23 protein-coding genes and 1 other RNA gene are annotated in these 22,933 nt (G+C 60.4%); 18 read left to right on the forward strand and 6 right to left on the reverse strand.

The annotated features are described in order from the left end of the window. The first annotated feature begins 1 nt into the window (after position 1). From AC1RL4_RS07530 to AC1RL4_RS07605, 16 genes are all read left to right on the forward strand, one after another. Positions 2-202 (forward strand): cbb3-type cytochrome oxidase subunit 3, encoded by a 201-nt coding sequence (locus AC1RL4_RS07530; protein ID WP_018925303.1) that lies wholly within the window; start codon positions 2-4, stop codon positions 200-202. Then, the gene (gene ccoP, locus AC1RL4_RS07535) at positions 199-1,152 is read left to right on the forward strand and encodes a cytochrome-c oxidase, cbb3-type subunit III (protein ID WP_019579902.1); all 954 of its coding nucleotides are present in this window, start codon (positions 199-201) and stop codon (positions 1,150-1,152) included. Before AC1RL4_RS07530 ends, ccoP (AC1RL4_RS07535) begins: the two co-directional genes overlap by 4 nt. A gap of 482 nt (positions 1,153-1,634) precedes the next feature. Further along, complete coding sequence (gene ccoN, locus AC1RL4_RS07540; RefSeq protein WP_019579901.1) at positions 1,635-3,077, forward strand: cytochrome-c oxidase, cbb3-type subunit I; 1,443 nt, start codon at positions 1,635-1,637, stop codon at positions 3,075-3,077. Beyond that, positions 3,077-3,685 (forward strand): cytochrome-c oxidase, cbb3-type subunit II, encoded by a 609-nt coding sequence (gene ccoO, locus AC1RL4_RS07545; RefSeq protein WP_018925301.1) that lies wholly within the window; start codon positions 3,077-3,079, stop codon positions 3,683-3,685. The genes ccoN and ccoO overlap by 1 nt, the downstream gene beginning before the upstream one ends. 5 nt (positions 3,686-3,690) lie before the next feature. After that, positions 3,691-3,876 carry a CcoQ/FixQ family Cbb3-type cytochrome c oxidase assembly chaperone gene (locus AC1RL4_RS07550; RefSeq protein ID WP_003175465.1) on the forward strand — a complete coding sequence of 62 codons (186 nt, stop codon included), beginning with the start codon at positions 3,691-3,693 and terminating at the stop codon, positions 3,874-3,876. Next, positions 3,873-4,856, forward strand: a complete 984-nt coding sequence (ccoP, locus tag AC1RL4_RS07555) for a cytochrome-c oxidase, cbb3-type subunit III (protein ID WP_230174144.1) — start codon at positions 3,873-3,875, stop codon at positions 4,854-4,856. The genes AC1RL4_RS07550 and ccoP (AC1RL4_RS07555) overlap by 4 nt, the downstream gene beginning before the upstream one ends. Positions 4,857-5,039: 183 nt before the next feature. After that, on the forward strand, positions 5,040-5,294 hold the full coding sequence (locus tag AC1RL4_RS07560) for a type II toxin-antitoxin system Phd/YefM family antitoxin (RefSeq protein WP_026331761.1): 255 nt from the start codon (positions 5,040-5,042) through the stop codon (positions 5,292-5,294). Next, positions 5,294-5,704 (forward strand): type II toxin-antitoxin system VapC family toxin, encoded by a 411-nt coding sequence (locus AC1RL4_RS07565; RefSeq protein WP_028941155.1) that lies wholly within the window; start codon positions 5,294-5,296, stop codon positions 5,702-5,704. Before AC1RL4_RS07560 ends, AC1RL4_RS07565 begins: the two co-directional genes overlap by 1 nt. Before the next feature lie 205 nt (positions 5,705-5,909). Further along, positions 5,910-7,325 carry a cytochrome c oxidase accessory protein CcoG gene (ccoG, locus tag AC1RL4_RS07570; RefSeq protein ID WP_007933370.1) on the forward strand — a complete coding sequence of 472 codons (1,416 nt, stop codon included), beginning with the start codon at positions 5,910-5,912 and terminating at the stop codon, positions 7,323-7,325. Positions 7,326-7,336: 11 nt separating this feature from the next. Continuing rightward, positions 7,337-7,876 (forward strand): FixH family protein, encoded by a 540-nt coding sequence (locus tag AC1RL4_RS07575; RefSeq protein WP_230174146.1) that lies wholly within the window; start codon positions 7,337-7,339, stop codon positions 7,874-7,876. Positions 7,877-8,063: 187 nt separating this feature from the next. Next, positions 8,064-10,514 (forward strand): heavy metal translocating P-type ATPase, encoded by a 2,451-nt coding sequence (locus AC1RL4_RS07580; protein ID WP_230174148.1) that lies wholly within the window; start codon positions 8,064-8,066, stop codon positions 10,512-10,514. Between the two features lie 22 nt (positions 10,515-10,536). Continuing rightward, positions 10,537-10,755 carry a cbb3-type cytochrome oxidase assembly protein CcoS gene (gene ccoS / locus AC1RL4_RS07585; protein ID WP_019579896.1) on the forward strand — a complete coding sequence of 73 codons (219 nt, stop codon included), beginning with the start codon at positions 10,537-10,539 and terminating at the stop codon, positions 10,753-10,755. Next, a complete protein-coding gene (locus AC1RL4_RS07590; RefSeq protein ID WP_007933361.1) occupies positions 10,748-11,431 on the forward strand; it encodes a sulfite exporter TauE/SafE family protein in 684 nt (227 codons plus the stop codon). Before ccoS ends, AC1RL4_RS07590 begins: the two co-directional genes overlap by 8 nt. 249 nt (positions 11,432-11,680) lie before the next feature. Further along, positions 11,681-13,063: an oxygen-independent coproporphyrinogen III oxidase gene (gene hemN, locus AC1RL4_RS07595; RefSeq protein ID WP_230174150.1), complete on the forward strand. Its 1,383-nt coding sequence runs from the start codon at positions 11,681-11,683 to the stop codon at positions 13,061-13,063. Positions 13,064-13,213: 150 nt separating this feature from the next. Continuing rightward, a complete protein-coding gene (gene fnr / locus AC1RL4_RS07600; protein ID WP_019579894.1) occupies positions 13,214-13,948 on the forward strand; it encodes a fumarate/nitrate reduction transcriptional regulator Fnr in 735 nt (244 codons plus the stop codon). 79 nt (positions 13,949-14,027) lie between these two features. Continuing rightward, on the forward strand, positions 14,028-14,576 hold the full coding sequence (locus tag AC1RL4_RS07605) for an adenine phosphoribosyltransferase (RefSeq protein WP_019579893.1): 549 nt from the start codon (positions 14,028-14,030) through the stop codon (positions 14,574-14,576). 63 nt (positions 14,577-14,639) lie between these two features. Here AC1RL4_RS07605 and AC1RL4_RS07610 read toward each other — a convergent pair whose 3' ends face one another. The 4 genes from AC1RL4_RS07610 to dnaX form a co-directional block, all read right to left on the reverse strand. Further along, positions 14,640-15,788 (reverse strand): acyl-CoA dehydrogenase family protein, encoded by a 1,149-nt coding sequence (locus AC1RL4_RS07610; protein ID WP_019579892.1) that lies wholly within the window; start codon positions 15,786-15,788, stop codon positions 14,640-14,642. Positions 15,789-15,863: 75 nt separating this feature from the next. Next, positions 15,864-16,466, reverse strand: a complete 603-nt coding sequence (gene recR / locus AC1RL4_RS07615; RefSeq protein WP_019648283.1) for a recombination mediator RecR — start codon at positions 16,464-16,466, stop codon at positions 15,864-15,866. Positions 16,467-16,755: 289 nt separating this feature from the next. Next, positions 16,756-17,094 carry a YbaB/EbfC family nucleoid-associated protein gene (locus tag AC1RL4_RS07620; protein WP_007933349.1) on the reverse strand — a complete coding sequence of 113 codons (339 nt, stop codon included), beginning with the start codon at positions 17,092-17,094 and terminating at the stop codon, positions 16,756-16,758. Between the two features lie 67 nt (positions 17,095-17,161). Further along, a complete protein-coding gene (gene dnaX, locus AC1RL4_RS07625) occupies positions 17,162-19,249 on the reverse strand; it encodes a DNA polymerase III subunit gamma/tau (RefSeq protein ID WP_230174152.1) in 2,088 nt (695 codons plus the stop codon). A 145-nt stretch (positions 19,250-19,394) separates the two neighbouring features. Here dnaX and AC1RL4_RS07630 point away from each other — a divergent pair, with 145 nt between their 5' ends. Beyond that, on the forward strand, positions 19,395-20,138 hold the full coding sequence (locus AC1RL4_RS07630; protein ID WP_096479819.1) for a substrate-binding periplasmic protein: 744 nt from the start codon (positions 19,395-19,397) through the stop codon (positions 20,136-20,138). 30 nt (positions 20,139-20,168) lie between these two features. Here AC1RL4_RS07630 and AC1RL4_RS07635 read toward each other — a convergent pair whose 3' ends face one another. Further along, positions 20,169-21,869 carry a putative bifunctional diguanylate cyclase/phosphodiesterase gene (locus AC1RL4_RS07635; RefSeq protein WP_019579889.1) on the reverse strand — a complete coding sequence of 567 codons (1,701 nt, stop codon included), beginning with the start codon at positions 21,867-21,869 and terminating at the stop codon, positions 20,169-20,171. Between the two features lie 408 nt (positions 21,870-22,277). Here AC1RL4_RS07635 and AC1RL4_RS07640 point away from each other — a divergent pair, with 408 nt between their 5' ends. Then, entirely contained in the window at positions 22,278-22,592 is a 315-nt protein-coding gene (locus tag AC1RL4_RS07640; protein ID WP_018925286.1) for a helix-turn-helix domain-containing protein, read from the forward strand. A gap of 184 nt (positions 22,593-22,776) precedes the next feature. Here AC1RL4_RS07640 and ffs read toward each other — a convergent pair. Continuing rightward, positions 22,777-22,873: signal recognition particle sRNA small type (gene ffs / locus AC1RL4_RS07645), an RNA gene on the reverse strand. Positions 22,874-22,933 lie beyond the last annotated feature (60 nt).

The following is a 22,933-nucleotide window of genomic DNA, read 5'->3' on the forward strand; positions in this document are numbered from 1 at the left end:
CATGGTCATTGATATGAGCACAGGCCTGATCCGCGGCCTCGGCACAGTCGTGGTGTTCGTGGCCTTCGTCGGTCTGACACTGTGGGTGTTCAACAGCAAGCGCAATCCGCAATTCGCCGAAGCGCGCCTGCTGCCGTTCGCTGACGAGCCGCAACCCGAAACTACCCAAGAATCTGCAACAACAAGGAGCGCCCGGCCATGACCACCTTCTGGAGTGCGTGGATCTGCGTACTGACCATCGGCAGCCTGATCGGCCTGACCTGGCTGCTGATCGGCACCCGCCGCGGCGAAACCAAGGGCAGCGTCGACCAGACCATGGGCCACAGCTTCGACGGCATCGAGGAGTACGACAACCCGCTGCCGCAGTGGTGGTTCATGCTGTTCGCCGGCACCCTGGTGTTCTCGGTCGGCTACCTGATTCTTTATCCGGGCCTGGGCAACTGGAAAGGCATATTGCCCGGTTATGAAAACGGCTGGACCGGCGTGCACGAATGGGAAAAGGAGATGAGCAAGGCGGACGCCAAATTCGGGCCGATCTTCGCCAAATTCGCGGCAATGCCGGTGGAAGAAGTAGCGAAAGACCCGCAAGCGCTGAAAATGGGCGGCCGCCTGTTCGCCTCCAACTGCTCGGTGTGCCACGGCTCGGATGCCAAGGGCGCGTTCGGTTTTCCCAACCTGGCTGACAGCGATTGGCGCTGGGGCGGCAATGCCGAGACCATCAAGACCACCATCATGGGTGGCCGGATGGCGGCCATGCCGGCCTGGGGTGAAGTGTTGGGTGAGACCGGGGTGAAGAACGTCGCCGCGTACGTGCGTCACGAATTGGCCGGCCTGCCGCTGCCGGCCGACAGTGGTGCCGACGTGCAAGCCGGACAGCAACTGTTCAGCACCACCTGCGTAGCCTGTCATGGGGCAAACGGCCAGGGCACTGAAGCCATGGGCGCGCCGAATCTGACGCACCCGGCCGGTTTTATCTACGGTACCAGCCTGGCGCAACTGCAACAGACTATTCGCCACGGCCGCCAGGGCCATATGCCAGCGCAAAACGAACTGCTGGGCAACGACAAGGTGCAATTGCTGGCCGCTTATGTGTACAGCTTGTCCCACGGAGTCGGCACCGAGCGTTTGCAGGCACAAGGCAAAAGCGAATAATTTTTGACCGCTCTGCTGCCGCATTCTGCGGAATGCGGCAGTTCCCTGCCTCTTTGCGACTCATTGTCGCACCCTCCCGTTCCCCTTCCTTTCGGTTCACCAGATTCGGGTCTAAGCTTCCTCGGTGCGGACTGGCATGAGTCGGTTCCAGGTCGATTTTACCCGATGTGTTCGACGATTCTGTTCGATGACAGGCCGCAAAGGCTGGTAGATACCGGCTGTCGCGCAAATTGCCGTCTGTCCCTCGATCGTTGCGTTTGAACACACCCCGTTACATCTGACTTGAACCCCTCGCCTTTTTCATCCGCTGCGACATTTTGTCAGAGGGCAATTTTGTCCTTACGCGGCGCATGGAAAGGCCGCAGAATCAGGTTTTGAAAGCATTGACCCAGGTCATGGCGCGTTGCAATGACCCCCCGCTTTCTCCATACTTGCGGCCGATTTTTACTCCTAATAAAACACCCAAACCGTGGAACCTTAGAATGAGCACAGCAATCAGTCCGACTGCTTATAACTATAAGGTAGTCCGCCAGTTCGCCATCATGACGGTGGTCTGGGGGATCCTTGGCATGGGGCTTGGTGTCTTCATCGCCTCACAGCTCGTATGGCCGGAATTGAACTTCGGTCTGCCGTGGACGACTTTTGGACGCTTACGCCCGTTGCACACCAACCTGGTGATTTTCGCCTTCGGTGGTTGTGCTCTGTTTGCCACTTCTTATTACGTCGTGCAGCGAACCTGCCAAACGCGACTGATCTCCGACAGCCTCGCGGCCTTCACCTTCTGGGGTTGGCAAGCGGTGATCGTCGGCGCGATCGTGACCTTGCCGATGGGTTTCACCACCACCAAGGAATACGCGGAACTGGAATGGCCCCTGGCTATTCTGCTGGCCATCGTCTGGGTCACCTACGGTCTGGTGTTCTTCGGCACCATCGTCAAGCGCAAGACCAAGCACATCTATGTCGGTAACTGGTTCTACGGTGCCTTCATCGTCGTGACCGCGATGCTGCACATCGTCAACCACATGTCGCTGCCGGTCAGCCTGTTCAAGTCCTACTCGGCCTACTCGGGTGCGACCGACGCGATGATCCAGTGGTGGTACGGCCACAACGCCGTGGGATTCTTCCTGACCACTGGCTTCCTGGGGATGATGTACTACTTCGTGCCGAAACAGGCCGAGCGTCCGATCTACTCCTATCGCCTGTCGATCGTGCACTTCTGGGCGCTGATCACCCTGTACATCTGGGCCGGTCCGCACCACTTGCACTACACCGCACTGCCGGACTGGGCTCAGTCCCTGGGCATGGCGATGTCGATCATCCTGCTGGCTCCGAGCTGGGGCGGCATGATCAACGGCATGATGACCCTGTCGGGCGCCTGGCATAAGCTGCGCACCGACCCGATCCTGCGCTTCCTCGTGGTATCGCTGGCGTTCTACGGCATGTCGACCTTCGAAGGCCCGATGATGGCCATCAAGACCGTCAACTCGCTCTCGCACTACACCGACTGGACCATCGGCCACGTACACGCCGGCGCCTTGGGCTGGGTAGCGATGATCTCGATCGGCGCCATCTACCACATGATCCCGAAACTGTTCGGCCGTGCACAAATGCACAGCACCGGTCTGATCAACGCGCACTTCTGGCTCGCGACCATCGGTACCGTGTTGTACATCGCTTCGATGTGGGTCAACGGCATCACCCAGGGCCTGATGTGGCGTGCAATCAACGACGATGGCACCCTCACCTACTCGTTCGTGGAAGCGCTGCAGGCCAGCCACCCTGGTTTCATCGTTCGTGCCCTGGGCGGCGCGTTCTTTGCCAGCGGCATGCTGTTGATGGCCTACAACGTGTTCCGTACCGTTCGTGCCTCGGACCCGGCTGAAGCTGAAGCCGCCGCCAAGATTGCTGTAGTTGGAGCTCACTGATGAAGCATGAAGCAGTCGAGAAGAATATTGGCCTGCTGGCCTTCTTCATGGTTATCGCCGTCAGCATCGGCGGCCTGACCCAGATCGTTCCGCTGTTTTTCCAGGACGTTACCAACAAGCCGGTCGAGGGCATGAAGCCTCGTACCGCCCTTGAACTGGAAGGCCGTGACATCTACATCGCCAACGGTTGTGTCGGCTGCCACTCGCAGATGATCCGCCCGTTCCGTGCTGAAACCGAACGCTACGGCCACTACTCGGTCGCCGGTGAAAGCGTCTGGGATCACCCGTTCCTGTGGGGTTCCAAGCGTACCGGTCCGGACCTGGCCCGTGTCGGCGGTCGTTACTCCGATGACTGGCAGCGTGCGCACTTGTACAACCCGCGCAACGTGGTGCCCGAGTCGAAAATGCCAGCTTACCCGTTCCTCGTGGAAAACAAGCTCGACGGCAAAGACACCGCCAAGAAAATGGAAGTCTTGCGCACGCTCGGCGTCCCTTACACCGACGAAGACATCGCCGGCGCCAAGGATGCTGTGAAGGGCAAAACCGAAATGGACGCGCTGGTGGCCTATCTGCAAGGCCTGGGCACCATCATCAAAAGCAAACGGTGATTTAGATGGATATCGGGATGATTCGTGGCCTGGGCACCGTTGTTGTGATGGTGGCCTTCATCGGTCTGGCGTTGTGGGTATTCAGTCCCAAGCGCAAGTCGGAGTTTGAAGACGCGACCTTGCTGCCTTTCGCGGATGATCCCGAAGCCATCAAGCACGTCGAGCAAGCTTCTAGGAGTAACAAAGAATGACTACGTTCTGGAGTCTGTACGTCACAGTCCTCAGTCTCGGCACCATCTTCGCCCTGACCTGGCTGCTGCTGTCCACCCGCAAGGGCCAGCGCGCCGAGCAGACCGACGAGACGGTCGGCCACTCCTTCGACGGGATCGAGGAGTACGACAACCCACTGCCGAAATGGTGGTTCATGCTGTTCGTGGGCACCATCATCTTCGCCCTTGGCTATCTGGTCCTGTACCCGGGCCTGGGTAACTGGAAAGGCCTGTTGCCAGGTTACAACTACCTGGATAACGAGAAGCAGACCGCTTTCGCCAACGGCCAGACCGGCTGGACCGGCGTTCACGAGTGGGAAAAGGAAATGGCCAGGTCGGACGCCAAGTTCGGCCCGATCTTCGCCAAGTTCGCTTCCATGCCAATCGAAGAAGTCGCCAAGGACCCGCAAGCCCTGAAGATGGGTGGCCGCCTGTTCGCCTCCAACTGCTCGGTCTGCCACGGTTCCGACGCCAAGGGCGCTTATGGCTTCCCTAACCTGACCGACGCCGACTGGCGCTGGGGCGGTGAAGCGGCAACCATCAAGACCACCATCATGGGCGGCCGTCACGCCGTGATGCCGGCCTGGGCCGAAGTGATCGGCGAACAAGGCGTCAGCGACGTTGCCGCTTACGTGCTGACTAGCCTCGATGGCCGCAAACTGCCGGAAGGCGCCAAGGCTGACCCGGTTGCCGGCCAGAAGCTGTTCGCTGCCAACTGCGTGGCTTGCCACGGTCCGGAAGGCAAAGGCACCCCGGCCATGGGCGCCCCTAACCTGACTCACCCGGCAGCGTTCATCTACGGTTCGAGCTTCGCTCAACTGCAGCAGACCATCCGTTACGGCCGTCAGGGCCAGATGCCTGCGCAAGAACAGCTGCAAGGCAACGACAAAGTTCACCTGCTGGCCGCTTACGTCTACAGCCTCTCTCACGGTGAGAAAGCGCCGGTGACAGACGCCCAGTAAGGCAAACGCTCGATGCAAACAAAACGGCCCCGCCAATGAGAATTGGCGGGGCCGTTTTGTTTTCAACACAATCATGCCTGCCCCCTACCGACCAGTGGTAGCAGCCCCGTCATCCATGAGGTTGCGATACGACCTACCGAGTAGTAACGTTTCTACAAAGCACTTTCAAGAGGGTCAGCCATGATGGCCATCACCACCATTTCCAGCCGTGAATTCAATCAGGACACAAGTAGTGCCAAAAAAGCCACGCGTCAGGGGCCGGTTATCATCACCGACCGTGGCAAGCCTGCTCACGTACTGCTAAGCATTGAGGAGTACCAAAAACTGACTGGCATAAACGCCAACATCGTCGATCTGTTGGTGATGCCAGAAGCAGCCGACATCGAATTCGAAACCGAGCGCGCCGTGATTATTCATCGCCCCGTGGACTTGTCCTGATGTTTCTACTCGACACCAACGTGATTTCTGAACTACGCAAACCCCAGGCTGATGTAAATGTCGTCGCCTGGGCTAAAAGTATCATCGCGCCACGCATGTTTATTTCGGCCATTACCTTGAAGGAACTGGAGACAGGGGTATTACGAATGGAGCGACGTGACCCCGCGCAAGGGAAGGTTTTGCGTGCGTGGCTGAAGCGACATGTCATTCCGGCCTTCGATGCCAGAATCTTGCCGGTCGACGCCGCTGTGGCGCTACGCTGTGCCAGCCTGCATGTTCCGGACCGCGCCAACGAAAGCCACGCACTGATCGCAGCGACCGCGCTGGTTCATGGCCTTACAGTGGTCACCCGTAACATCAGCGATTTTCAATCCAGTGGTGTTGCCCTGATCAATCCATGGGCCGATTGAGCGCCGACACTCGCGTAACCGTCCATAATTCACAAGTCAATTGATTCAAGTCATTACACTGTCAGTTGATTTCCACCAACGTGACCAAAGGTCGCACCCTTGAGTTAGAGCTACAGGCGTATCATTGCGCCACTGCAACACCTCTTTTTGACCGCGGTCGGCACGTACTGACCGGGGCATTTTTCCACTGCCGTGGGATGCAATGATGAGCAATCAGATTCCGGTACACGACGTCACTCCACCCGCCAAGAACGCGAACAACAGCGTCGACCTCTACGCCTCTCGAGAAAAGATCTACACCCGCGCCTTCACCGGTCTGTTCCGCAACTTGCGGATGACGGGTGGTGCCGCACTGTTTCTGCTGTATTTCGGCACGGTGTGGCTGAGCTGGGGCGGTCATCAGGCCGTCTGGTGGAACCTGCCGGAGCGTAAGTTCTTCATTTTTGGCGCGACCTTCTGGCCCCAGGACTTCATCCTGCTCTCGGGCATTCTGATCATCAGCGCCTTCGGCCTGTTCTTCATTACCGTGTATGCCGGTCGGGTCTGGTGCGGCTACACCTGCCCGCAAAGCGTCTGGACCTGGATTTTCATGTGGTGCGAAAAGGTCACCGAAGGCGACCGCAACCAGCGCATCAAGCTCGACAAGGCGCCGATGAGCGCCAACAAATTCCTGCGCAAATTCAGCAAGCACACGATGTGGCTGCTGATCGGTTTCGTGACCGGCATGACCTTCGTCGGCTACTTCTCACCGATTCGTGAACTGGTGATCGATTTCTTCACCGGTGAAGCCGATGGCTGGTCGTATTTCTGGGTCGGTTTCTTCACCCTCGCCACCTACGGCAACGCCGGCTGGCTACGCGAACAGGTGTGCATTTACATGTGCCCGTACGCCCGCTTCCAGAGCGTGATGTTCGACAAGGACACGCTGATCGTCTCCTACGACCCGCGCCGTGGCGAAAGCCGTGGCCCGCGCAAGAAAGGCATCGACTACAAGGCTCAGGGCCTGGGCGATTGCATCGACTGCACCATGTGCGTCCAGGTCTGCCCCACCGGCATCGACATCCGCGACGGCCTGCAAATCGAATGCATCGGCTGCGCGGCCTGCATCGACGCCTGCGACAGCATCATGGACAAGATGGATTACCCGCGTGGCCTGATCAGCTACACCACTGAGCACAACCTGTCGGGGCAAAAAACCCATAAACTGCGCCCGCGCCTGATCGGCTATGCCCTGGTGTTGCTGACCATGATCGCGTTGCTGGTGACCGCGTTCTTCATGCGCTCGCTGGTCGGTTTTGATGTCAGCAAAGACCGCGTGCTGTATCGCGAAAACGCCGAAGGCCGGATCGAAAACGTCTACAGCCTGAAGATCATGAACAAGGACCAGCGCGACCATACCTACGTGCTGGAAGCCACCGGCCTGCCGGACCTCAAGCTGCAAGGCAAGCGCGAGATCAAAGTCGCCGCCGGGGAAATTTTCAGCCAGCCGGTCGAGTTGTCCAGCTCGCCAGAGCAACTGCCGTCGAGCACCAACGAGGTGAAATTCATCCTCAAGGATGCCGATGACGCCAGCGTCCACGTTGAAGCCAAGAGCCGATTCATCGGCCCACAAATTCGTTGAGAGAAGTGATCATGCCCGCAGCAACTGCCGCAAGTCCCTGGTACAAGCACCTTTGGCCGTGGATCATCATCGCCATCCTGGCCTGCTCGGTGACCTTGACCCTGTCGATGGTGACCATCGCGGTGAATCACCCGGACAACCTGGTCAATGACAACTATTACGAGGCCGGCAAAGGCATCAATCGCTCCCTGGACCGGGAACTGCTGGCCCAGACCCTGCAACTGCGAGCCAGCGTGCACCTGGATGAGCTGACCGGCGAAGTCGACCTGCGCCTGAGCGGCAACAGCCAACCGAAAACCCTTGAGCTGAATCTGATTTCGCCGACCCAGCCGGAGAAGGATCGCAAGATCACCCTGGTCCGCAGCGAAACTGAACAGGGCCGCTACATTGGCCAGTTGAGCGACAAGGTCGAAGGCCGCCGGTTCGTTGAGTTGCTGGGTGTGCAGGATGACAAGACCTGGCGCATGTTCGAGGAAGAACAGGTCAGCCATGCCAAGGATCTGTTGCTCGGTGATGAGCCGTTGCAAGGTGCCGAAGACCTGAAGAAATAGTCACAACGATCTCCTGTGGCGAGCGGGCTTGCCCGCGTTCGGTTGCGCAGCAGCCGCAAGTTGTCTACTCGATCTATCGAGAAGTTCGCGCTGACTGTCTTTGGGACCGTTGCGCGGTCCAACGGGGGCAAGCCCCCTCGCCACAGAGGCCTTTGGGCCTGCCACAATGGTTTTCATGGCAACAAACATGACCACTCCAATCCCCTGCTACCACTGCGCCCTGCCCGTCCCGGCCGGTAGCCGCTTTACCGCCGCCGTCCTCGGGGATACCCGCGAATTCTGCTGCCCGGGTTGCCAGGCGGTGGCCGAGGCCATCGTGGCCGGTGGGCTGGAAAGTTATTACCAGCATCGCAGCGAAGCCTCGGCCAACCCCGAAGCCTTGCCGGTGCAGTTGGTCGACGAGTTGGCGCTGTATGATCGCGCCGATGTGCAGCAACCCTTTGTCCGCCACGAAGGCGAACTCGCCGAAACCACCCTGCTGATGGAAGGCATCAGTTGCGCCGCCTGCGGCTGGCTGATCGAAAAGCATCTTCGCAGCCTGCCGGCGGTGGCCGAAGCACGTCTGAACCTGTCCAACCATCGCCTGCACGTGCGCTGGGCCGACGCGCAATTGCCGTTAAGCCAGTTGCTCAGCGAATTGCGCCACATCGGTTACGCCGCTCACCCTTATCAGGCCGACCGTGCCAGCGAACAACTGGCCAGCGAAAACCGTCTGGCCCTGCGCCAACTCGGGGTCGCCGGGTTGCTGTGGTTCCAGGCGATGATGGCGACCATGGCCACCTGGCCGGAATTCAACATTGACCTCAGCCCCGAACTGCACACCATCCTGCGTTGGGTCGCGTTGTTTCTCACCACGCCGATCGTGTTCTACAGCTGCGCGCCCTTCTTCAAAGGGGCGATGCGCGATCTGCGCACCCGGCACCTGACGATGGACGTCTCGGTGTCACTGGCAATTGGCAGTGCCTATATCGCCGGGATCTGGACCTCGATCACCGGGGTCGGCGAGTTGTATTTCGATGCGGTGGGAATGTTTGCGCTGTTCCTGCTGGCTGGGCGCTATCTGGAACGCCGCGCCCGGGAACGCACCGCTGCCGCGACCGCACAACTGGTCAATTTGTTGCCCGCCTCCTGCCTGCGGCTGAGTGCGGACGGCCAGAGCGAGCGGATTCTGCTCAGCGAGTTACGCGTGGGCGATCAGGTGTTGGTGCACCCCGGTGCGATTCTTCCGGCCGACGGCAAGATCCTTGACGGTCAGTCGAGCATTGACGAATCCCTGCTCACCGGCGAATACCTGCCGCAGCCACGAACCCTGGGCGACGCTGTCACCGCTGGCACCTTGAACGTCGAGGGTGCGTTGACCGTGGAGGTCCTCGCGCTGGGTCAGGACACGCGCCTGTCGGCCATCGTCCGCCTGCTGGATCGCGCCCAGGCCGAAAAGCCGCGGCTGGCGGAAATCGCCGACCGCGCCGCGCAATGGTTCTTGCTGCTGACGCTTATCGCAGTGGCCGCCATCGGCCTGCTCTGGTGGGAGCTGGATTCATCGCGAGCGTTCTGGATTGTCCTGGCGATGCTGGTTGCGACCTGCCCGTGCGCCTTGTCCCTGGCCACGCCGACCGCCCTCACCGCCGCCACCGGCACACTGCACAAACTCGGTTTGCTGCTGACGCGCGGCCATGTACTGGAAGGCCTGAACCAGATCGACACGGTGATTTTCGACAAGACCGGCACCCTCACCGAAGGTCGGCTGGCCTTGCGTTCGATCCGACCGCTTGGGGCACTGGCCAGCGATCAATGCCTGAGCCTCGCCGCCGCCCTGGAAAACCGCTCCGAACACCCGATCGCCCGGGCTTTTGGCCGCGCGCCGCTGGCTGCCGAAGAAGTCCACAGCACGCCAGGCCTGGGCCTTGAAGGCTTGGTCGGCGCGCAACGCCTGCGCATTGGCCAACCGGGTTTTGTCTGCGAGCTCAGCGGTGCGCAAATGCCGGTGATGCCCGATGAGCCCGGCCAATGGCTGCTGCTCGGCGACAGCCAGGGACCACTGGCATGGTTCGTACTCGACGACCGTTTGCGCGCCGACGCCCCCGCCCTGCTGGCGGCCTGCAAGGCTCGCGGCTGGCGCACCTTGCTGCTGTCCGGCGACAGCTCGCCGATGGTCGCCAGCGTCGCCGCCGAACTGGGCATCGACGAGGCCCGTGGCGGTTTGCGTCCGGACGATAAATTGCAGGTGCTGCAACAACTGCACCTGGAAGGTCGCAAGGTGTTGATGCTCGGCGACGGGGTCAACGACGTGCCGGTGCTGGCCGCCGCCGACATCAGCGTGGCGATGGGCTCGGCCACCGATCTGGCGAAAACCAGTGCCGACGCGGTGTTGCTGTCGAACCGCCTCGACGCGCTGGTGCAAGCCTTCAGCCTGGCCCGTCGCACCCGTCGGGTCATCATCGAGAACTTGCTGTGGGCAGCGCTGTACAATGGCCTCATGTTGCCATTCGCCGCCCTCGGCTGGATCACTCCGGTGTGGGCCGCAGTCGGCATGTCCATCAGTTCGTTGACCGTGGTGTTGAATGCTTTGCGCCTGACTCGCCTGCCGAGCGCGCCTGCCGCCAGCGCCACGCCAGAAACCCGCCCGCTGCCGGCCTGAGCCGCGCGGGCATGGAGTCCAGATGCCAGCTCTCTACGTGATGATCCCGGCCGCACTGCTGATCGTGGCCATCGCTGTCTACATTTTCTTCTGGGCGGTCGACAGCGGTCAGTACGACGACCTCGACGGCCCGGCCCACAGCATCCTGTTCGACGACCAGGACCCGAAGCACACGGCAGCGGTCGACGAGGCCAGCGGCCATCCGGCCAAACCGGACGACAAGGCGCCACCCCATGCTTGAGTTGGCGCCACTGCTGGTCTCTGCGCTGATCCTCGGCCTGCTCGGTGGCGGCCATTGCCTGGGCATGTGCGGCGGTTTGATGGGCGCGTTGACCCTGGCGATCCCCAAGGAACAGCGCAGCCGACGCTTCCGCTTGTTGCTGGCCTACAACCTGGGGCGGATTCTCAGCTACGCCGCGGCCGGCCTGCTGATCGGCCTGGCTGGATGGGCCGTGGCCAATAGCCCGGCGGCGATGTTCATGCGCATCCTCGCCGGATTGCTGCTGATCGCCATGGGGCTGTACCTGGCCGGCTGGTGGAGCGGCTTGACCCGCATCGAAAGCCTCGGTCGCGGCCTGTGGCGGCATATCCAGCCGGTGGCCAACACACTGTTGCCAGTGTCGAACCTGCCCCGCGCCTTGCTGCTCGGCGCGCTGTGGGGCTGGCTGCCGTGCGGGCTGGTTTACAGCACATTGCTGTGGTCGGCGAGTCAGGGTAATGCGCTGGACAGTGCGTTGCTGATGCTGGCGTTTGGGTTGGGCACCTGGCCGGTGCTGCTCGCCACAGGCCTGGCGGCCGAGCGGGTCACGGCGTTGTTGCGTAAACGCAGCGTGCGCATGACCGGCGGCTTGTTGGTGATGGTGTTCGGCATCTGGACCTTGCCGGGGCCGCATCAGCATTGGCTCATGGGGCATTAGATCAACGCGCCCCTTGTAGCAGCTGCCGAAGGCTGCGTTCGGCGGCGAAGCCGTCGTAAACCATTCACCTCAACATTTCAGGTATACCGGGTAGCCGTTCTTGCGAGGACTTCGTCCTCGAACGCAGCCTTCGGCAGCTGCTACAAAAGTGCGGCGCACATCCAATCACCGTTGATGCAAATCAAGATGCCGCAACGTCGCAGCCCCTAGACTCGCCGACACTGCCAGCCTATCCGGGGGAATGCCCGCATGCTCGACGCCATTCGTTGGGACACAGATCTGATCCGCCGTTACGACCTGGCGGGGCCACGCTATACCTCGTATCCGACGGCCGTACAATTTGACAGCCAGGTCGGCACCTTCGACCTGTTTCATGCCCTGCGCGACAGCCGCAAGGCGCTGCGGCCGTTATCCCTCTATGTGCACGTGCCGTTCTGCGCGAACATTTGCTACTACTGCGCCTGCAACAAAGTCATTACCAAGGACCGCGGCCGCGCCCTGCCCTATTTGCAGCGCCTGGAACAGGAAATCCAGCTGATCGCCTGCCACCTCGACCCCATGCAAAAAGTCGAGCAACTGCATTTCGGCGGCGGCACACCAACCTTTCTCAGCCACGATGAACTGCGTCAGCTGATGGCCCGGCTGCGCAAGCATTTCAATCTGCTGGACGACGATTCCGGCGACTACGGCATCGAGATCGACCCGCGCGAGGCCGACTGGTCGACCATGGGCCTGCTCCGGGAACTGGGCTTCAACCGGGTCAGCATCGGCCTGCAAGACCTTGACCCGGCGGTACAGCGGGCGGTCAATCGCCTGCAAAGCCTGGAAGAAACCCGCGCGGTGATCGACGCCGCCCGGACTCTGCAATATCGCTCGATCAACATCGATCTGATCTACGGCTTGCCGAAGCAGACGCCCGAGAACTTCGCCCGCACCGTCGACGAAGTCATCAGCCTGCAACCGGACCGGCTCTCGGTGTTCAACTACGCCCATCTGCCAGAGCGCTTCATGCCGCAACGGCGGATCAACAGCAACGATCTGCCGGCACCGGCGCAGAAGCTCGAAATGCTCCAGCGCACCATCGAACAACTGACGGCCGCCGGTTACCGCTACATCGGCATGGACCACTTCGCCCTGCCCGATGATGAACTGGCGATTGCCCAGGAAGAGTCGACCCTGCAACGCAACTTCCAGGGCTACACCACCCACGGTCATTGCGACCTGATCGGTCTGGGGGTATCGGCCATCAGCCAGATCGGTGACCTGTACTGCCAGAACAGCAGCGACCTGACCCAGTACCAGAACGCTTTGGCGTCCGCGCAACTGGCCACCGCCCGTGGCCTGCTGTGCAATGCCGACGATCGCTTGCGCAGGGCGGTGATTCAGCAACTGATTTGCCATTTCAACCTGGAATTCGCGGAAGTCGAGCAGGCCTTCAATATCGATTTTCGGGGTTACTTCGGCGAACTCTGGCCACAGCTGCGAGGCATGGCCGAGGACGGATTGATCGAGTTGAACAATGAAAGAATCACCGTACTGCCCGCAGGCCGGCTGCTGGTGCGCTCGGTGTGCATGGTGTTCGATGCATACCTGGAACACAGTAATCGCCAGCGTTTCTCACGCGTGATTTAGGGGGGGCGCTCTCAATTAGTTTCCCCGCCGCGCCGGGGAAACTAATTGAGAACACCCCCTTGAGGATAAATTGTCGCAGGCTGGCCCGAATGTCCTCCGGTGGGGTACCCTTACGGCTTATGTGTGTTTTTTCCCACAAGGATTAAAGAAATGTCCGAGCCAGTAAAACTGCGCGCTCATAACCAGGCCCATTGCAAGGATTGCAGCCTGGCCCCTCTCTGCCTGCCACTTTCTCTGAATCTGGAAGACATGGATGCGCTGGACGATATCGTCAAACGTGGTCGCCCGCTGAAAAAAGGCGAATTCCTGTTTCGCCAGGGCGACACGTTCGATTCCGTTTATGCAGTACGCTCCGGCGCCCTGAAGACCTTCAGCCTGAGCGATGGCGGCGAAGAACAACTCACCGGTTTCCATTTGCCCAGTGAACTGGTCGGCCTGTCGGGCATGGACACCGAACAGCATCCGGTCTCGGCGCAAGCCCTGGAAACCACTTCGGTGTGCGAGATCCCGTTCGAGCGCCTCGACGAACTGGCCCTGCAACTGCCACAACTGCGCCGCCAGTTGATGCGCGTGATGAGCCGCGAGATTCGTGACGATCAGCAAATGATGTTGCTGCTGTCGAAGAAGACCGCCGACGAGCGCATTGCTACTTTTCTGGTCAACCTGTCGGCCCGTTTCCGCGCCCGGGGCTTCTCGGCCAATCAGTTCCGGTTGAGCATGTCGCGCAACGAAATCGGCAATTACCTGGGCCTGGCGGTGGAAACCGTGTCTCGGGTGTTCACCCGCTTCCAGCAAAACGAACTGATCGCCGCCGAGGGTAAGGAAGTGCACATCCTCGACCCGATCCAGCTCTGCGCCCTGGCCGGTGGCTCGATCGAAGGCTGATCCTCTCGACGGCGGCTGAGCGAAACGGTTCAGCCGCCGTTATACTGCGACGTTTGCAGCCCGCCAGGACACTTCGACGATGGTCTTCGACTCCTTCGACATCAAATCCCTGATCCGCCCCGTGATCGACTTTCCCAAGCCGGGCGTGATCTTTCGCGACATCACCCCGCTGTTCCAGTCGCCCACGGCCCTGCGCCTGGTGATGGACAGCTTTGCCCATCGCTACGTCGAGGCCGACTTCACCCACATCGGCGCCATGGACGCGCGCGGGTTCCTGATCGGTTCGATATTGGCGTATCAGCTGAACAAGCCATTGGTGTTGTTCCGCAAGCAGGGCAAATTGCCTGCCGACGTGCTGGCCGAAGGTTACGCGACCGAATACGGCGAAGCCTTCCTTGAAGTCCACGCCGACAGCCTGTGCGAGGGGGATTCGGTGGTGCTGTTCGATGACCTGATCGCCACCGGCGGCACGCTGATTGCGGCGGCCAACCTGGTTCGGCGCATGGGCGCGCGGGTGCATGAAGCGGCGGCGATCATTGACTTGCCGGAGCTGGGTGGTTCGCAACGGCTGGAAGACATGGGGATTGCGACTTTCTGTCTGACGCAGTTTGCGTTGAGCGATAAGTAAGCGGCGTCTGGAAGGACGCCTTCACGGGCTTGCCCGCGATGGCGTCAGTTGCCATACCGCCAACTACAGCCCCATCTGCTTGCTGATAATCTCGTTCATCACTTCTCGCGTCCCGCCGCCAATCGACAGAATCCGGTTATCGCGGTACAGCCGCTCCACCAGGCTTTCACGCATGTAACCCAATCCCCCCAGAATCTGCACCGCATCGGTGGTAATGCGATCCGCCGTGTCTGTAGCGAAATTCTTCGCCATGGAAATCTCTTTGATCACACTCTGCCCGGCCGCCATTTTCGCCGCCTGGCGGTAGGTGAATTCCCGAGACACCTCCAATGCCGTGGCCATTTCCGCGAGGCGGTGCTTGAGCACCTGGAACTTGCCGATGGGTTTACCGAAAGCTTCACGCTGACCAGCCCATTTCAGGCTCTCCTCCAGCGCCAACTGCGCGGTCATGTTGGCCATCAGCGCCAGAGCCAGACGCTCGCTCTGGAAGTTGCCCATGATGCAGGCAAAGCCCCCGTTTTCGGCACCGATCAAATGGCTGGCCGGCACCCGGCAATCATCGAAAAACAGCTCGGCGGTGTCGGACGCCCACCAGCCCATTTTCTTCAACTGACGACCGACGGTGAAACCCGGCGTGCCCTTCTCGATCAGTAGCAAACTGATGCCGCCGAACCCCGGCTCGCCGGTGCGCACCGCCACGGTGTAGACATCCGCGCGAACGCCGCTGGTAATGAAGGTTTTGCTGCCGCTGACCCGGTAGAAGTCGCCATCACGCACGGCGCGGGTTTGCAGGTTGGCGACGTCGGAGCCACCGCTGGGCTCGGTGACGGCCAAGGCGCTGATTTTCTCGCCCGCCAGCACCTGAGGTACTACGCGATCGCGAACTTCGGGCCTGGCCCACTTGAGGATCGGCGGCAGGCCGATGTCCAGCGAGCCCAACCCTGCGACCAGACCACCGGAACCGCAGCGCATCAGCTCTTCACTGGCGGCGATCTTGGCGAACACATCGCCTTCATGGCTACCGCCGAAGGCTTCGGGATAGCCGATGCCCAGAATCCCCGCCGCGCCGGCCTTGAGGTAGAGCTCACGAGGGAAGCTTTCGGCTTCTTCCCACTGATCGATGTCCGGAAGAATCTCGCGCTCGACGAAACGTCTGACGCTGTCGCGGACCAATTGGTGGCTGGGGTCGAAGTATTCCTGGAGGACAGGCATCGGCGAACTCCACTGAAGGTTCAGCGAAGTTAACCGAGCGCTTGCTTGGTTTTCAAGTGAGGATTGAAGATGCGGTTACAGCGAAATCGGCTTACGCCCGGCAAACGAATGCGCCAATGTCCCGCCATCCACCAGTTCCAGCTCGCCACCCAACGGCACGCCGTGGGCAATGCGCGAGGCAACCAGGCCCTTGTTGCTGAGCAACTGGGCGATGTAATGCGCCGTGGCCTCGCCTTCCACCGTCGGGTTGGTGGCGAGGATGACTTCGGTAAACGTGCCCGCCTCTTCGATACGCGCCATCAGTTGTGGAATGCCGATGGCTTCCGGCCCCAACCCGTCCAGAGGCGACAAGTGGCCCTTGAGCACGAAGTAGCGACCGCGAAAACCGGTCTGCTCCACCGCGTACACGTCCATCGGACCTTCCACCACACACAGCAAGGTGTCGTCGCGACGTGGATCGGCGCATTGCGGGCACAGATCGTCTTCGGTCAGCGTGCGGCACAAACGGCAGTGGCCCACCCCTTCCATGGCCTGGCTCAGCGCCTGGGCCAGCCGCGAACCGCCGCTGCGATCGCGCTCGAGCAGTTGCAACGCCATGCGCTGGGCAGTTTTCTGACCCACACCCGGCAAAATTCGCAGGGCATCGATCAGTTGGCGAATCAAAGGGCTGAAGCTCATGGAGAAAAGTCCGACATAACAACGAGACGCGGTTTATACCCGCGCCTCTGTTTAGCGTCAAATAGCAGCGCCAATTACCCTGTGGCGAGGGGGCTTGCCCCCGTTGGCTCGCGAAGCGGGCCCAGCATCAAAAACTGTATTGACTGATTTAACGACTGCTGCGCAGCCGAACGGGGCGGTGCGGCGTTCCGACAAGCCCCCTCGCCACAGGGTAAACCGCGGGCAGAAACAAAAATGCCAGGCGCGATGCCTGGCATTTTTTTTAACCCATCCGACGCGCGTTGGCGAATCAGAATGGCAATTTCATACCCGGTGGCAGTTGCATGCCAGCGGTCATGCTGCCCATTTTGTCCTGGCTGTTGGCTTCGATCTTGCGCACGGCATCGTTGACGGCGGCGGCGAATACAGCCTCCAGCATCTCTTTGTCGTCTTCGCTCAGGCCTTCGACCAGGCTTGGGTCGATGGTCACGCGCTTGACGTCGTGACGACCGGTCATTACCACGGTGACCATATCGCCACCGGCCTTACCGGTGACTTCGGCGTTGGCCAGCTCTTCCTGCATCTTGGCCATTTTTTCCTGCATCTGCTGCGCCTGCTTCATCAGGCCGGCCATGCCACCTTTCATCATGGGAATCACCTCAAAAGTACTTGGATAAAAACAGCGCCCGGCGAGTGCGGCCAAGCGCCTTCAGTTATTAGCCCTGACTGACCAGGACCTCGACAGGTTCAATAGTATCGTGACGGACCACCGCTCCGAACTGCTGCATCATTTGCTGGATGAACGGATCGCCATGGATCGACTCTTCGGCCTCGCGCTGACGGTCGGCACGACGCCGGGACGCTGCCTGGGCCGGGGTTTCCTGCTCAGGCTTGATCAGCTCGATGCTCAGGGTCAGCGTGCGCCCGTGGTGCTGGTTCAGCGCATCGTTGAGACGACGTTGTTGCGTCGCGTTGAACAAGGCGCTGTGAGCCGGGTCCAGATGCAACAGCCAATTGTCGCCATCGACGGCGATCAGCGTGCAGTTGGCGGCGATGCTGCCGGTCATGCCGGACACCGGCAATTTCGGGAACAACTCCAGCCATTGCAGGGCCAGGCCGGTGGCTGGCATCGCGGCCGGTTCAGGCTCGGGCTGCGCCGCAGGTTCGGCGGTGTGCTCACTGGCCAGATCGTCGAGGTAGCTGTAGGCCGAATCCATGTCCGGCTCGATGTAGTCCTCGTCCAGCGGCGGTTCGTCATCCAGGTCGATGCCTGGCGTGGCGGCATCGACTTCGGCCACGGACGGTTCCGGAATCGGCGCAGCGGCCCACTCAGGCGCATCCGGCACCACGCTGTCCGGCGTCGGCATGGGCATCGGTGGTAATTCGGGTTGTTCGCCGGCCGTCTCCAGCACCGGCTCGACGGCGGGCAGCTGGACAACCTCAGGCTCTACCGGATCGTTCCAGGGCAGATCGACGACTTCTTCGACCGCTACGGGCTCGACCACTGGCTCGGGCTCAGGCACGACCACCGGCGCGACGGGTTCAGGCGCAACGGCCGGGACAGGTGCTGGTGCAACCACGGGCGCCACTGGAACCGGTGCCACGGCCGCAGCGACTACCGGCGCAACAATCGGCGCGGCAGCCACTGAGTTTGCGGAATCAACTGTGGCCTGGCTGATCCCCACTGGCTTTAGCGGTTGCCTCGGAGCGCCCTCGGTGTCTGCTGGCCGGAATGCGAGCATTCGCAGCAGGACCATTTCGAAACCGCCGCGCGGATCCGGTGCCAGCGGCAAATCCCGGCGACCAATCAGGCCCATCTGGTAATAGAACTGCACATCTTCGGCCGGCAGTGCCTGGGCCAGTGCCAATACGCGATCACGGTCGCCATGGCCGTTGTCGACACCTTCAGGCAGGGCCTGGGCGATGGCAACACGGTGCAACACGTTGAGAATTTCCGAGAGCACGCCGTTCCAGTCCGGGCCTTGCTCGGCCAGATGGCGCACGGCTTCGAGCAACGCCTTGGCGTCGCCTTCGATCAGCGCATGCAGGACGTCGTAGACCTGGCCGTGATCGAGGGTGCCGAGCATCGCCCGCACGTCGGCGGCCAGAACCTTGCCTTCACCGAAGGCGATGGCCTGGTCGGTCAGGCTCATGGCATCGCGCATCGAACCGTCGGCGGCGCGACCCAGCAGCCACAGCGCATCGTCTTCGAACGGTACGTTCTCGACGCTCAGCACATGGCTCAGATGCTCGACCACCCGCTCAGGGGTCATGTTCTTCAGGGAGAACTGCAGGCACCGCGAGAGAATCGTTGCAGGAAGTTTCTGCGGATCGGTGGTAGCCAGGATGAACTTGACGTAGGGCGGCGGCTCTTCGAGGGTTTTCAACAGCGCATTGAAGGAATGGCTGGAAAGCATGTGCACTTCGTCGATCAGGTAGACCTTGAAGCGCCCGCGGCTCGGCGCGTACTGCACGTTGTCGAGCAGTTCGCGGGTGTCTTCGACCTTGGTCCGGCTCGCGGCGTCGATCTCGATCAGGTCGACGAAGCGGCCTTCATCGATTTCGCGGCACACCGAGCACTCGCCACAGGGCGTCGAAGTGATACCTGTTTCACAATTCAGGCATTTGGCGATGATCCGCGCGATGGTGGTCTTGCCGACCCCGCGGGTACCGGTAAACAGGTAGGCGTGGTGCAGCCGCTGGCTGTCCAAGGCATTGATCAGAGCCTTGAGCACATGGGTCTGGCCGACCATTTCGCGGAACGAGCGCGGACGCCATTTACGTGCAAGAACCTGATAACTCATCGAAAACCGTCGCAGCGAAGGAAGCAGAAGCGGCTAATGCTAGCGGAGCAAGGCCAAAATTGCATCCGGTGCGCTCGTCTATTCTGGCTAAGCTGCACTTTGAGGAGCTTTTATCAGCTCAGGCTTGAGCCGTACCGGAGCATTTATGCACTTTGCCTTGGGGGCACTGCTATTAGTCAGCCTGAGCGTCGCGGCCGCCGAAGTGCCGTTGCGCTTTGTCGTGCCGGACAGCTGGGCCATGCCCTTGGTGCAAATCGAGCGCGACCGGCCGACCCAGGGCATTCTGCACGACATCATGCTTAGCCTGGCGACTCAGGTCGGCGCGCCGGCGCAATTTCACGTGTTGCCTCGGCCGCGAGTACAGAACGCCATGGAACACGGCGAAGCCGATGTGCGCTGTTTCGTCTCACAAGACTGGCTGCCGACCCCGTCCGGCGACTATATCTGGAGCGTTCCGCTGCTGGTTCAGCGCGACATGCTGATTGGCCGGCAAGGCCCACCCGACTCTGTTAATCCAGCGGACCTGCCACAACAGTCGATCGGCACCGTGCTCGGCTATAGCTACCCGACCCTGCAACCGCTGTTCGACGCCAACCGGCTGCACCGCGAGGACGCACGCAATCAGGAACAGGTGCTGGAAAAGCTGCTGGCTGGACGCTATCGCTACGCGGTGAGTAACCAATGGACCCTGGACTGGTTCAACCAGCGCCTGCTGCCCGACCAGCAACTGAAAAGCGTAGCGCTGGTGCAGGAACAGCCTATCAGTTGTTACGTGCGCAATGACCCCAAAGTGCCAGTACAACGCATTTTGCGTACGTTGCAGCAAATGAAAACGTCGGGGGAGATCAATGACATCATCCGGCTCTATACCGGTAACCCGACCCCGTAGCAGCTGCCGAAGGCTGCTATATAGAGCGAGTCAGGCTATTTGATCGAGTGCCTGCCATTGCGACGGGGCGACAAACCCCGCCACCCAGGCCGGCACCTCGGAGGGCGGCATCGGACGGGCGATGAAATAGCCTTGAGCGACTTCGCACCCCAGCCGCAACAACAACTCACCGTGCTCAAGGCTTTCCAGCCCCTCGGCAATCACCTGCCGACCGAATGCGCGGGCCAGGCCAATCACCGCCGTGGTCAGGGCCAGGTCATCCCGGTCATTCAGAATGTCACGCACAAATGACTTGTCGATCTTGATAGTCTGGGTGCGTAAACGCTTGAGATAACTCAGGGACGAATAACCGGTGCCGAAATCACCCAGGGAAAACTGCACCCCCAACGCCTGACAGGCCTGCAAACAGGCGCTGACATGCTGGATATTCTCGATCGCCACCGACTCGACGATTTCCAGGTCGAGCATCCGCGGGGCAACCTGAGCATGCCGAGCGAGTACCTGTCTGAGCCGGTCAACGAAATCCGCGCGCTGAAAATGTCGCGCCGCGATGTTGATACTGATCGGCCAGCCCTGCCCCGCTTGCTGCCAGCGGTGCAACTGCGCCAGCACCTGGTCCATCACCCATTCGCCGATATCGATGATCAGGTCGGTATCCTCTACCAGCGGCAAAAACTCCCGGGGCGGCACCATGCCGTTTTGCGGGTGCTGCCAACGCAACAAGGCCTCGAAACCGACGACCTCGCCACGGCGCATGTTCACCTTGGGCTGAAAGTGCAGGCGAAATTCACCGGCGACCAGCGCCTGACGCACCCGCTCGACGGTCTGGTGCGTGGCCTTGACCTCTTGATCCCGGGACACATCGAACAGATGAAAGCGGTTTCGCCCGCGCTGCTTGGCCACATACATCGCCTGGTCGGCGTGGCGCAGCAGGGTTTCGGCATCTTCATTGTCATGGGGAAACAGGGTGACGCCGATACTGGCAAATACATTGATGTCCTTGCCGTGCAATGTGTAAGGCGCCGAGATCGCCCCCAGCACGCGACTCAACGCCGCGCGCAATTCCGGCAGATCACGCACGTAACGCAACACCAGCACGAACTCGTCACCGGCCAATCGTGCCACCACATCTTCGCCGCGCACAATGTCACGCAGACGCTTGGCCACTTCCACCAGCAACATATCGCCACTGGCGTGACCGTAGCCGTCGTTGACCGCTTTGAACCCGTCGAGGTCAAGCATGCACACTGCCAGCGGAATGTTTTCCTGCCGGGAGAATTCCAGCGCCTGATCCAGCAAATCCGACAGGAACGCGCGATTGGGCAGCCCGGTCAGTACGTCATGCCCGACTCGCCATTGCAGGGATTGCAGCAATTGGCGTTTTTCGCTGATGTCGAAACGAATCGACAGGTATCGATCAACGAGCCCGGTGGTGTCGTCGAGCACCGGCACCATGGTGCTGTCGACCCAATACAACCTGCCATCCTTGGCGCGATTACAGATTTCGCCTTTCCAGATATTGCCCAGGGCAATGGTGCGCCACATGGCAGCGAAGAAATCGGCGGAATGCAGGCCGGAGTTCAGCAGGCGATGGTTTTGCCCCAGCAATTCCTCGCGGCTGTAGCCGGACACGACGCAGAATTGATCATTGACGTAAGTAATCCGGCCGTTCAGATCAGTCTCGGAAAAAATTGCGGCGGCATCCACGGCCCTGCGGTATTTCTCATCCATGAGTGAGGCTCACTGTCGCTAGCGGAGGTACCGCTCGACCAGTGCAGGATGCCCGGAAGAGATGTTTTGAGACGTACAGCGCAGAGACACGTTATCACTCCATGAACAGCATTTGATGGCCCCCGGACCGCCGAAGATCAACTAGTCTCGGGCAAGGTAGCAACACCGACTCTGGTAACATTTCGCGAGGGTTTCAGACCGCCAACGGCTTCTCTGCACACCCGGCAAGGGAAGACAATGCTGGCTGTTTCATATCGCCTAAACTTCAGACAGCAGATCACCAAAACCCCCTCCGAAGCGGCGATTCTACGAAATGCATCACATTTTGCAAAGCAAGGTGATGGATCATGCAGTTGCCTAATGCAAAAATCTATCGTTAAGTTCTTGATTCTAAATGGGAATTGAGCGATGCAAATTTCAAGTTTGGGTCCAGCCATCCGACGCTACCGCAAGGTCGCAGGGCTTACTCAGGCTGAACTCGGCGAAAAAACCGGTTTTGACCCCAAAACCATCAGCCGCTTCGAAACTGGCACCTATACCCCCAGCGTGGAAGCATTGTTCCTGCTTGCCGACGTGCTGGGTGTGAAGCTGAAAGCCTTTTTCGCAGATCTAGGCGACGAGGATGAACAGCGAGCGTACCTGTTCAACGTCATACACAAAGCCACCCCGAAGGATCTGGGAAAGCTGATCGCAGCGGTTGACCAGGCCTTGTCCAAGCCTTGATGCTAACAAATAAAAAAGGAGGCCGACCTGTCGAACGCGACAGATCGGCCTCCTTTTATATATCCCGCTGTTTCATTCGGAAACGACGAAAAGCCGCCCTGGATGAACTCCATGGCAGGTAAAGAAAAACAGTATTTTTAGATAGAAAACACGAGAGAGGGTTCGTGTTGCGTTATGGAGGCAACCCCACCAGCCACACCCCGGCACACAATGTTCCCGCTGTGGCTGCTTCCTTCCGGATCTGACCAGGTTCACGGGTAATCGTTGCGGGGGGACCGATGGGGTCACCATAACGACGCTCACCTGACGGCGAGCCGCGCCATTGTACCTATCTGAGACGA

Source organism: Pseudomonas sp. GW822-FHT07A10, from assembly GCF_058798795.1.

Coding starts and splice junctions, on each gene's coding strand:
- AC1RL4_RS07605 (WP_019579893.1), top strand. CDS start 14,028: ATGGTCTTCGACTCCTTCGACATCAAATCCCTGATCCGCCCCGTGATC.
- ccoN (WP_019579901.1), top strand. CDS start 1,635: ATGAGCACAGCAATCAGTCCGACTGCTTATAACTATAAGGTAGTCCGC.
- AC1RL4_RS07550 (WP_003175465.1), top strand. CDS start 3,691: ATGGATATCGGGATGATTCGTGGCCTGGGCACCGTTGTTGTGATGGTG.
- AC1RL4_RS07620 (WP_007933349.1), bottom strand. CDS start 17,094: ATGATGAAAGGTGGCATGGCCGGCCTGATGAAGCAGGCGCAGCAGATG.
- AC1RL4_RS07630 (WP_096479819.1), top strand. CDS start 19,395: ATGCACTTTGCCTTGGGGGCACTGCTATTAGTCAGCCTGAGCGTCGCG.
- hemN (WP_230174150.1), top strand. CDS start 11,681: ATGCTCGACGCCATTCGTTGGGACACAGATCTGATCCGCCGTTACGAC.
- AC1RL4_RS07610 (WP_019579892.1), bottom strand. CDS start 15,788: ATGCCTGTCCTCCAGGAATACTTCGACCCCAGCCACCAATTGGTCCGC.
- ccoP (WP_230174144.1), top strand. CDS start 3,873: ATGACTACGTTCTGGAGTCTGTACGTCACAGTCCTCAGTCTCGGCACC.
- recR (WP_019648283.1), bottom strand. CDS start 16,466: ATGAGCTTCAGCCCTTTGATTCGCCAACTGATCGATGCCCTGCGAATT.
- AC1RL4_RS07640 (WP_018925286.1), top strand. CDS start 22,278: ATGCAAATTTCAAGTTTGGGTCCAGCCATCCGACGCTACCGCAAGGTC.
- ccoP (WP_019579902.1), top strand. CDS start 199: ATGACCACCTTCTGGAGTGCGTGGATCTGCGTACTGACCATCGGCAGC.
- AC1RL4_RS07575 (WP_230174146.1), top strand. CDS start 7,337: ATGCCCGCAGCAACTGCCGCAAGTCCCTGGTACAAGCACCTTTGGCCG.
- AC1RL4_RS07635 (WP_019579889.1), bottom strand. CDS start 21,869: ATGGATGAGAAATACCGCAGGGCCGTGGATGCCGCCGCAATTTTTTCC.
- AC1RL4_RS07590 (WP_007933361.1), top strand. CDS start 10,748: ATGCTTGAGTTGGCGCCACTGCTGGTCTCTGCGCTGATCCTCGGCCTG.
- ccoG (WP_007933370.1), top strand. CDS start 5,910: ATGAGCAATCAGATTCCGGTACACGACGTCACTCCACCCGCCAAGAAC.
- AC1RL4_RS07580 (WP_230174148.1), top strand. CDS start 8,064: ATGACCACTCCAATCCCCTGCTACCACTGCGCCCTGCCCGTCCCGGCC.
- dnaX (WP_230174152.1), bottom strand. CDS start 19,249: ATGAGTTATCAGGTTCTTGCACGTAAATGGCGTCCGCGCTCGTTCCGC.
- ccoO (WP_018925301.1), top strand. CDS start 3,077: ATGAAGCATGAAGCAGTCGAGAAGAATATTGGCCTGCTGGCCTTCTTC.
- ccoS (WP_019579896.1), top strand. CDS start 10,537: ATGCCAGCTCTCTACGTGATGATCCCGGCCGCACTGCTGATCGTGGCC.
- AC1RL4_RS07530 (WP_018925303.1), top strand. CDS start 2: ATGGTCATTGATATGAGCACAGGCCTGATCCGCGGCCTCGGCACAGTC.
- fnr (WP_019579894.1), top strand. CDS start 13,214: ATGTCCGAGCCAGTAAAACTGCGCGCTCATAACCAGGCCCATTGCAAG.
- AC1RL4_RS07565 (WP_028941155.1), top strand. CDS start 5,294: ATGTTTCTACTCGACACCAACGTGATTTCTGAACTACGCAAACCCCAG.
- AC1RL4_RS07560 (WP_026331761.1), top strand. CDS start 5,040: ATGGCCATCACCACCATTTCCAGCCGTGAATTCAATCAGGACACAAGT.